The 9,966-nt window shown below is 44.5% G+C and carries 5 protein-coding genes, 1 tRNA gene, 1 rRNA gene and 1 riboswitch; of the genes, 2 read left to right on the top strand and 5 right to left on the bottom strand.

The window, feature by feature from the left end:
- Positions 1–154: 154 nt before the first annotated feature.
- A complete protein-coding gene (locus HC752_RS23140) occupies positions 155–1,270 on the bottom strand; it encodes a pyridoxal-phosphate-dependent aminotransferase family protein (protein ID WP_190337560.1) in 1,116 nt (371 codons plus the stop codon).
- A gap of 195 nt (positions 1,271–1,465) precedes the next feature.
- A riboswitch (Lysine riboswitch) is annotated at positions 1,466–1,639 on the top strand.
- A gap of 55 nt (positions 1,640–1,694) precedes the next feature.
- Here HC752_RS23140 and lysC point away from each other — a divergent pair.
- Positions 1,695–3,128 carry a lysine-sensitive aspartokinase 3 gene (gene lysC, locus HC752_RS23145; protein WP_190337561.1) on the top strand — a complete coding sequence of 478 codons (1,434 nt, stop codon included), beginning with the start codon at positions 1,695–1,697 and terminating at the stop codon, positions 3,126–3,128.
- A 57-nt stretch (positions 3,129–3,185) separates the two neighbouring features.
- Here lysC and metH read toward each other — a convergent pair whose 3' ends face one another.
- Positions 3,186–6,866: a methionine synthase gene (gene metH, locus HC752_RS23150; protein WP_190337562.1), complete on the bottom strand. Its 3,681-nt coding sequence runs from the start codon at positions 6,864–6,866 to the stop codon at positions 3,186–3,188.
- 200 nt (positions 6,867–7,066) lie between these two features.
- Here metH and HC752_RS23155 point away from each other — a divergent pair, with 200 nt between their 5' ends.
- Positions 7,067–8,335, top strand: a complete 1,269-nt coding sequence (locus HC752_RS23155; protein WP_190337563.1) for a cation:proton antiporter — start codon at positions 7,067–7,069, stop codon at positions 8,333–8,335.
- 42 nt (positions 8,336–8,377) lie between these two features.
- On the opposite strand, the gene metA is transcribed toward HC752_RS23155, so the two are convergent.
- The 3 genes from metA to rrf form a co-directional block, all read right to left on the bottom strand.
- Positions 8,378–9,322: a homoserine O-acetyltransferase MetA gene (metA, locus tag HC752_RS23160; RefSeq protein WP_190337564.1), complete on the bottom strand. Its 945-nt coding sequence runs from the start codon at positions 9,320–9,322 to the stop codon at positions 8,378–8,380.
- A 341-nt stretch (positions 9,323–9,663) separates the two neighbouring features.
- A tRNA-Ser gene (locus HC752_RS23165) sits at positions 9,664–9,754 on the bottom strand.
- Between the two features lie 92 nt (positions 9,755–9,846).
- Positions 9,847–9,963, bottom strand: a 5S ribosomal RNA gene (gene rrf / locus HC752_RS23170).
- Positions 9,964–9,966 lie beyond the last annotated feature (3 nt).

Below are 9,966 nucleotides of genomic sequence, written 5' to 3' on the forward strand. Positions count from 1 at the left end.
AAGTGGTAAGCGACTCATTTTACCCAAGAAAAGAAAGAGGAAGCCTTTTCCTCGGGTTGTTCTGTATAAGGCTCCCCGGTATCCACATAAGAAAAGAGCCGCACGCTGTTAAGCGAGCGGCATTAGCTCGTCTAAAGCGGCTTTTTTGGACGTTTTAAAGCGTTTCTTCCAATGCTTTGAGGCACAGTGCGACATTTTCTTCACGAGCACCATACCCCATCAAACCAATGCGCCATGCTTTACCTGCGAGCGCTCCCAGCCCTGCGCCAATCTCTAGGTTGTACCTTTCAAGTAAGGTAGCACGTACGCTCGCTTCATCGACGCCTTTTGGTATGTACACCACATTCAACTGTGGTAAACGTGAATCTTCTTCAACGACAAACTTAAAACCTAATTTTTCTAACCCAACTTTAAGCTTGCCATGCATGGCTTTGTGTCTTTCCCAAGCCCTTTCGAGCCCTTCCGTTTTTAATTTCAGCAAGGCTTCATGAAGCGCGTATAAGCTATTGACCGGAGCGGTATGATGATAACTTCTCTTACCCTCTCCACTCCAATACCCCAATACCAAACTTTGATCTAAAAACCAACTCTGTACAGGCGTGCTGCGCTGCGTAATCTTTTGAATGGCTGCTTGCGAGAAAGTTAATGGCGATAAACCAGGCACACACGATAAACACTTCTGACTGCCTGAATACACCGCATCAAGCCCCCAATCGTCTACATATAGCGGTACACCGCCTAAAGAAGTGACGGCATCGACTATGGTCAACGCACTGTATTTCTTGGCAATACTTGCGAGCGCTTGAGCATCCGAACAAGCCCCAGTCGAGGTTTCTGCATGTACAAACGCCAATACTTTAGCATCAGGGTGTTGTTCAAATGCCGCTTGTACTTTTTGAACGCTGACTGGCTCCCCCCATTCATCATCGACAACAACTGCATCACCACCGCATCGAAGAACGTTTTCTCTCATTCGCTCTCCAAATACACCATTGCGACACACAATCACTTTGTCTCCGGGTTCAACCAAATTAACAAAACACGCTTCCATACCCGCACTGCCAGGGGCGGATACCGCGATAGTGAACTCATTCTTAGTTTGAAATGCGTATTTTAAAAGCTGCTTTAGCTCATCCATCATATGAATAAACAACGGGTCGAGATGACCAACCGTCGGGCGGCTGATGGCTTGAAGAACTTCAGGGTACACATCCGATGGTCCCGGACCGAGTAAAATGCGTCTTGGCGGGTTGAAGCTTGTGATTGTCATAGGAGTTCTCATTTTATTGTAATTGTAGGTTTCGTAATGGTGTGCAATCGTACTGTACGAATTTTACTCTAATCCATCTAATGGGCTCAGGTCGAGCATTTAGAACCCAATTTTTGTATTGCCATTATCACAAAATAACAAATTCACGCTTTGTGATTGACATTTTAATAATAAAACCGTTCAATAAACGGGCTTTCTAGCAGAAGAGGAGCATTGCCCAGGCAGGTGTGGTGTGGAACCCCAATTCCAAAACACTTCACTCAGGGGGAGCAATGCCGAGATGATGATTCATTGCGGGTGAATTATACATCGGGCGAGTAGGTTGAATCCTACCGACTGTCACCAATAAGGTGAAGAGCTTCTGAGGTACGCATTCCTTTCTTATGCTTTCCCTCTGCTCTACGTAATCTCTCTTCAACATCGGATGTTAGGTAATTCCTTTGATTACCCTGTCGTTATTCTTGGACGTTTTTTGGGAGACAGTGCTTTGAACGAGAACAAAGCCACGAATGCATTTAATGTAGCAAAATTTGGTGGAACCAGTGTTGCAAACTTCGAAGCAATGAGTCGTTGCAGCGCCATTATTGAAAACAATCCTAATACACGATTGATTGTCAGCAGCGCCTGTTCTGGTGTCACAAACCTTCTTGTTGAACTTGCAAGCGGTGTTCAAGACGCCAGTAAGCGTCAGCAATTGATTAAGCAGATCTCGGATATACACGATCAAATTTTAGATCAGCTTGCCGATCCTACGGATACTGAAAAGCAAGTCCATACGATTTTAGATTCCGTTGCGAGTGCAGCGGAAGCGGCATCGTTCCAATCCAGTGAAAAGCTGACGGATCATTTGGTGTCATGTGGCGAACTCATGTCTACGCATATTCTGACTCAGTTGATGAAAGAGCGGGGCGTTGATGCTGTTCGATTTGATATCCGTGATGTCCTGCGCACCGACTCTGCTCATGGAAAAGCCCAACCAGAATTGGAAGAGATTTCTCGGCTGGCGCAAGAAAAGCTGGTTCCCCTTTGTCACCAGCACGTGGTGGTCACCCAAGGTTTTATTGGCTCTGATTCGGATGGAAACACCACGACATTAGGACGAGGTGGCAGTGATTACAGTGCGGCCTTGATTGCCGAAGCTGTCGAAGCAGCAGGTCTAGAGATTTGGACAGACGTTCCAGGCATCTACACAACTGATCCACGCATTGCGTCTAAAGCGAGCCCGATTCCAGAAATCAGCTTTAGTGAAGCCTCAGAAATGGCTAATTTTGGTGCTAAGATTTTGCACCCCTCCACGCTACTACCAGCACTGCGTCATCAAATACCGGTTTTTGTTGGCTCATCAAAAGAGCCTGAAAAGGGTGGAACTTGGATTCGTCAAAAGGTAGAAAGTGCACCGCTATTTCGGGCACTGGCACTGCGATGCAATCAAACCATGGTGACATTACGAAGCCCGAATATGTTCCAAGCGTATGGCTTTCTTGCTGACGTGTTCCAAATCCTGGCGAAGTATAAAATCTCTGTTGATTTGATCACCACATCAGAAGTCAGTGTTTCGCTTACGCTTGATCAAACCAATACCAGTGGCGGTGCACCAGAGCTGCCCGCAGAAGCCAGACGAGAACTAGAAGAACTGTGTACGGTCGATATAGAACATAATCTGTGCTTGGTTGCGCTTATTGGGAACAACATGAAAGAGAGCAAAGGCTACGCGAAGCAAGTCTTCAGTACACTGGAGGATTTCAATCTTCGTATGATTTGCTACGGAGCAAGTGCTCACAACCTTTGTTTCTTACTGCACGAGTCTGTGTCTAAGAAAGCAGTGCAAGCCCTCCACCAAGAGCTTTTTGAAAAATAGCCTTCAAACACAAAAAGGGTTGGCATTCGCCAACCCTTTCTTTTTATGACAGGCAGATCAATTAAGATTGGGTCCAAGCCATTTCTCGGCCTCTTCCCACTTCCACCCCTTTCTTTCTGCATAATCTCTCGCTTGATCTTCTTGGATCTGCGCAATGGCAAAATAACGGGAATCTGGGTGCGAAAAGTACCAACCCGACACCGATGCTCCAGGCCACATGGCGTAACTTGTGGTCAGAGACATATCGATCGATTCTTCAACCTTTAGCATGTCCCATAACGTGCCTTTTTCAGTATGTTCTGGACAGGCCGGATAGCCCGGTGCAGGTCGAATCCCTTGATATTTTTCACGAATTAAATCGTCGTTGCTTAGGTTCTCATCCGTAGCATAACCCCAGATGTCTTTTCGTACTTGCTCGTGAAGATATTCTGCAAATGCCTCTGCCAATCGATCGGCTACTGCCTGAATCATGATGGCGTTGTAATCGTCACCTTGCTCTTTGTATGCATCAGCAAGTTCACGCTCACCAATCCCGCCTGTGACAGCAAATGCACCAATCCAATCTTTCTTACCGCTGGATTTTGGTGCGATATAGTCAGACAAGCAGTAATTAAACCCTTTTGGTTTTTCAGTTTGTTGGCGAAGGTTATGAAGCATGTGAGCGACCTCGGTTCGGCTCTCATCGGTATACACTTCAATATCATCCCCTACGCTAGCAGCAGGGAATAACGCACACATACCTCGAGCTTTTAATAAACCTTCACTTTCAACCTTGTCCAATAATTCATTAGCGTCTTTGAACAATCGTTTTGCTTCTTCACCCACTTCTTCATGATCAAAGATCGCAGGGTATTTACCTACCAGCGACCACGTCATAAAGAAAGGGGTCCAATCTATATACTTGCGCAATATGGACACGTCAAAATCATCAAAGATATGCACGCCCGGCTTAGCCGGTACTGGTGGCGTGTAAGTCACCCAATCAATTGCGACTCGATTTTCTCGCGCCCTTGTAATGGTTACTGGCTTGGTTCGAGGCTTCTTACGATTATGCTGATCACGCACACGAACATAGTCTGCATCCAGCTTTTCAACAAAGCTAGGATACAAATCTTTAGAGAGCAAAGAGGTACATACCCCAACCGCGCGTGAAGCGTTATTCACGTACACCACTGGCTTGTGATAATTTTGTTCAATCTTTACCGCTGTATGCGCTTTGGAGGTCGTCGCGCCACCAATAAGAAGTGGGAGCTCAAAGCCCTGCCGCTCCATTTCTTTTGCAACGTGAACCATTTCGTCTAAAGAGGGGGTAATCAGACCCGATAGTCCAACAATATCTACGTTTTCCTCTTTGGCAACTTTCAGGATCTTCTCACAAGAAACCATGACACCGAGATCAATGATTTCATAGTTATTACATTGCAGTACAACACCTACAATGTTCTTACCAATATCGTGAACATCCCCTTTTACGGTCGCTAACAGTATTTTTCCATTTGTCGATCCCGCTTGTTTAGACGCGTTTATGTACGGTTCAAGGTGAGCCACTGCCTGTTTCATAACACGTGCCGATTTTACTACCTGAGGAAGGAACATTTTACCTTCGCCAAAGAGATCACCCACCACGTTCATGCCATCCATCAAAGGACCTTCGATCACTTCGAGTGGTTTTGTCGCTTTCTGACGAGCTTCTTCCGTGTCCTCAACGATGAACTCTGTTATTCCTTTCACTAATGCGTGCTCTAACCGCTTTTCAACAGGGTAGCTTCGCCATTCCAATGCTGACGCATCTTCTTCTTTACCTACGCCTTTTCCTGCAAATTCGGCAGCAATATCGAGTAAGCGCTCAGTACCATCATCACGACGGTTTAAAACTACGTCTTCAACGGCTTCTCGAAGCTTTTCAGGAACGTTATCGTATACTTCGAGCTGACCAGCATTAACAATACCCATGTCCATACCGTTCTTGAAACAGTGGTATAGGAACACAGCGTGGATGGCTTCACGAACGTAATTATTGCCTCGGAAAGAAAAGGAAACGTTAGACACACCGCCAGAAATCATCGCGTGTGGCAGTTTACGTTTAATGTCGCCAACGGCTTCAATGAAATCGACCGCGTAATTATTGTGTTCTTCAATACCCGTCGCAACCGCGAAGATATTCGGATCAAAAATGATGTCTTCTGGCGGGAAACCGATTTCACCAACCAGAATGTTATATGCATTAGTACAGATTTCGAGTTTGCGTTCACGCGTTTCAGCCTGCCCCACTTCGTCAAACGCCATCACGACTACGGCAGCACCGTACCGACGGATGAGTTTCGCTTGTTCAACAAACTTCTCTTTACCCTCTTTCAAAGAAATCGAGTTAACAATGCCTTTACCCTGAATGCATTTTAGACCCGCCTCGATGACTTCCCACTTAGAGGAGTCAACCATGATTGGGACTTTGGAGATTTCAGGTTCAGAGGCACACAGGTTCAAAAAACGAACCATGCAAGCTTCTGCATCTAACATCCCTTCATCCATGTTGATATCGATGATCTGAGCACCGTTTTCAACTTGCTGACGAGCAACATCTAATGCTTCATCATAAAGCTCTTCTTTAATCAGGCGCTTAAAGCGCGCAGACCCAGTTACGTTGGTTCGTTCACCTACGTTAACGAATAAGGTATCTTTCTCGATCGTTAAGGGTTCAAGACCCGATAAGCGACATGCCACTGGTATTGTCGGCAGCTTGCGAGGTGCAACCCCTTCACAGACTAATGCTATTTGGCGAATGTGTTCTGGCGTCGTCCCACAACATCCACCCACTAAGTTAAGAAACCCTGCTCTTGCCCACTCGCCAATATGCTCAGCCATGTCCTCTGGTGACAGATCATACTCACCAAACGCGTTGGGCAAGCCAGCATTCGGGTGCGTAGAAACACTGCATTCTGAAATACGAGAAAGCTCTTCTACGTATTGACGCAGCTCATCGGGACCTAACGCACAGTTCAAACCAAATGAAATGGGCTTCACATGTCTTAATGCGTTGTAAAATGCTTCCGTTGTTTGCCCTGAAAGGGTTCGACCGGATGCGTCGGTGATCGTGCCTGAAATCATAACGGGCAATTCAATGCCCATTTCTTCAAATACCGATTCAACAGCAAACGCACAGGCTTTTGCATTCAATGTATCAAAAATGGTTTCCAGCAGAATGAGGTGTGCTCCTCCCTTGATGAGTGCACGCGTCGATTCAGAATACGCCAAGACTAACTCGTCAAAGCTAACGTTACGATATCCAGGATCGTTAACATCTGGAGAGATCGAACACGTTCGGTTAGTCGGACCAAGAACACCGGCAACATAGCGTGGTCTGTCTGGTGTTTTTGCCGTCCATTCATCTGCGGCTTCTCTTGCCAGCCGCGCTGCCTCGATGTTGATTTCTTCACTCAGGCTTTCCATATCATAGTCAGCCATCGCAATCGTCGTCGCATTGAACGTGTTGGTTTCTAAAATGTCAGCACCAGCTTCCAGATACTGATTGTGGATGTCCTTAATAAGCTGTGGCTGAGACAACACTAAAAGGTCATTGTTGCCTTTTAAATCACAATGCCAATCGGAAAAGCGTTCGCCACGATACCCCTCTTCTTCCAACTTTAAGTCCTGAATCATGGTGCCCATGCCACCATCAATGATCATGATTCTTCGGGACAGTTGTTGTTCGATTTGATGTCTTAAATTGCTTCCAGCCACACTACAGCCTCATTCCTTATATTTGCTCTCATCCTACCACACATGCAATAGAAATCTAGACGTCTAAACTAGTAAATTATCAATCTATCATAGCTGTTTTCTTACTCCGTAAATGAACAAAAAAAGTATTTGATATTGTGTCTGAGTAGGAGGAAAATTCGCCACTTACACATTTTGTTACATTTGGAATGCCCAAGTTTATGTCTGTCTATTACACTCTGTGCTTTCTTTCCGCAGCGGCAATGTTGATCGCTTTTATAAACAGTAAAATAGGAAAGATGCAGACCACCATCGCCATCACTGCAGGTGCACTGATCTTATCACTGTTCATTATTATTGCGGGTCAGAACGATTGGTTTCACTTAACCAAAGTCGCTGCAGAAACAATCAGTACCATCAATTTTGAAGCGTTTTTACTCAAAGGCATACTGGGGTTTCTTCTGTTTGCCGGTGGTCTAGGAATAAAGCTTCCAAATATGGAAGATCAAAAATGGGAAATTACGGTTTTAGCGCTAGGTGCTACGTTGTTTTCAACCGCATTTATCGGTGGTGCACTCTACTTATTCTGCCAAGTTGTTGGTATACAGTTCGACCTAATATATTGTTTGCTCTTCGGGGCGCTCATATCACCAACAGATCCCATCGCCGTGCTCGCCATCGTGAAAAAGCTTGATGCTCCCAAACGCATCTCCACTCAAATAGAGGGTGAATCCCTTTTTAATGATGGGTTTGGTCTCGTCATTTTTGTCACACTGTATACTATGGCGTTTGGTACGGAATCCCCGACAGTCACAAGCGTGACTATCCTATTTGCACAAGAAGCCATAGGCGGAATCGTATATGGATTCGCTCTTGGTCTATTATTCCACTATTTAATCAGCTCTACCGACGATCACTCTATGGAGCTTTTATTGACTATAGGAATACCAACAGCCGGATATGCTTTTGCAGATGTGATTCATGTATCCGGACCTTTAGCGATGGTAGTTTCAGGAATTATGATTGGAAACTGGACTCGCTTTATTGGTTTTTCAAAAGAAAGTGAAGAGCACTTAGATCATTTTTGGGAGCTGGTTGATGAGTTTTTGAATGGCGTTTTATTCTTACTTATCGGTATGTCTATGCTTTTGTTCGAATTCCATCATGAAGATTGGATTCTAATGGCATTTTCTATTCCCCTTGTTTTGACCAGCCGATATTTGAGTGTTTGGCTTTCCTATTTAGGTTTTAAACGATACCGTCGCTATAACCCTTGGTCAGTGAAAATTCTCACATGGGGAGGACTCAGAGGGGGGTTAGCTCTTGCAATGGCTCTGTCTATCCCTCCTGGCATTTTAGTGATTCCAGATAAGCTAATAGACGTTAAAGAGATCATTCTCGTAATGACCTATTCCGTTGTCGTCTTTTCCATTCTTATACAAGGCTCCACTATCACTCCTATGATAGAGAAAGCCAAAGCAGAAGAATAAAAATAAAGGGCAGCAATTACGCTGCCCTTTATTTTAAAAAATTTACTCGTCGTCTTTTGTGAAGTTAGCTTCCGAGAAGAGAGACAAATCATACGGCGTTTGTTGGTAAACACAGTAGTTTAACCAATTCAAAAACAGCAAATGACCATGGCTTCGCCAACTGGCATTAGGTTTGTTATCTGGGTTGTTGTTTGGATAATAATTTACAGGAATTGGTGGCTCCATTCCTTCCCCTAGATCTCTAATATATTCATTATGTAATGTGTGAGAGTCATATTCAGGGTGACCAGTGACAAAGACATTTCGCTTGTCTTTCGTTGTAGCAAGATACACACCAGCAACATCCGATGTAGCCAAAATATCTAAGTCTGTATGCTCCGACAAATATTCAGGTGAGAAATCAGCATAACGAGAGTGTGGTGCTAAGAAAGTATCATCAAAGCCCCGAAGAACGGGATGGTAGGGTTGCAAGACTTGATGCTGATACACTCCTGACAGCTTTTCCTTTCGAGTGCGCTTGGGTAAGTTGTACAACAGCTTTAAGCCCGCTTGTGCAGCCCAACATACGTATAACGTAGAGGTTACGTGATCCTTCGCCCAGTTCATGATCGTTTGAAGATGATCCCAATAGATAACATCTTCAAATTGAACGAGACCTAATGGTGCACCAGTAATGATTAAACCATCATAGTTTCTGTCTTTTACCATTTCGAACTGGCGATAAAACGTATCCAAATGCTCTGTCGGCGTATTCTTACTTGGTCGATTATCAATTCGTAATAATTCTACATCAATCTGCAATGGACTATTCGATAAGAGACGAAGAAACTGTGTTTCCGTTTCAATCTTTTTTGGCATTAAATTAAGAATGAGCACTTTAAGTGGGCGTATTTCCTGCGTCGTTGCACGAGACTCTGGCATGACGAATATATTTTCGTATCTAAGCGTATCCAGCGCTGGCAATTGGTCAGGAATCTTGATGGGCATCTTACTTTCTCCCTAAGGCATTTAGACGTCTATATGTCCAGACTATAACAGTCAATACCGTATGTCGAGAAGAAACTTTAAGGGTAATATAACTCACCTAATGTGATGGTCTCCTCGCTTACTCGACATCAACGTGTCGTGCTTAAACTCATTACTTAAACTGCTGGGAGAAGAGCAAATGCAGGTTACTAACATTGAAATCGATTTATCAGAGAATGTGCTCAAGGGAATGGATAGACCTGACCAGTTAATTTTCCAAATTGGTTTTAATATAAGCTGGGAATAAATCTCTATCGACAAACGTAAAAAACCCACTGATATCTCAGTGGGTTTTAGAATAGTGGCGGAGAGATAGGGATTTGAACCCTAGATACGCTATTAACGTATGCCGGTTTTCAAGACCGGTGCTTTCAACCACTCAGCCATCTCTCCACAAGTTGTTACTAAAACTTAGACTTATATTAGTAATGCTATGCCTTAGTTCTGTTCCTCAGATTTATAAAAATCTGAAAACAGTAATCAAAGCCTGGCGATGTCCTACTCTCACATGGGGAGACCCCACACTACCATCGGCGCTATTGCGTTTCACTTCTGAGTTCGGCATGGAAATCAGGTGGGTCCACAATGCTATGGTCGCCAAGCAA

This window comes from Vibrio sp. S9_S30, assembly GCF_014694455.1.
In the GTDB taxonomy this organism is placed as follows: domain Bacteria; phylum Pseudomonadota; class Gammaproteobacteria; order Enterobacterales; family Vibrionaceae; genus Vibrio.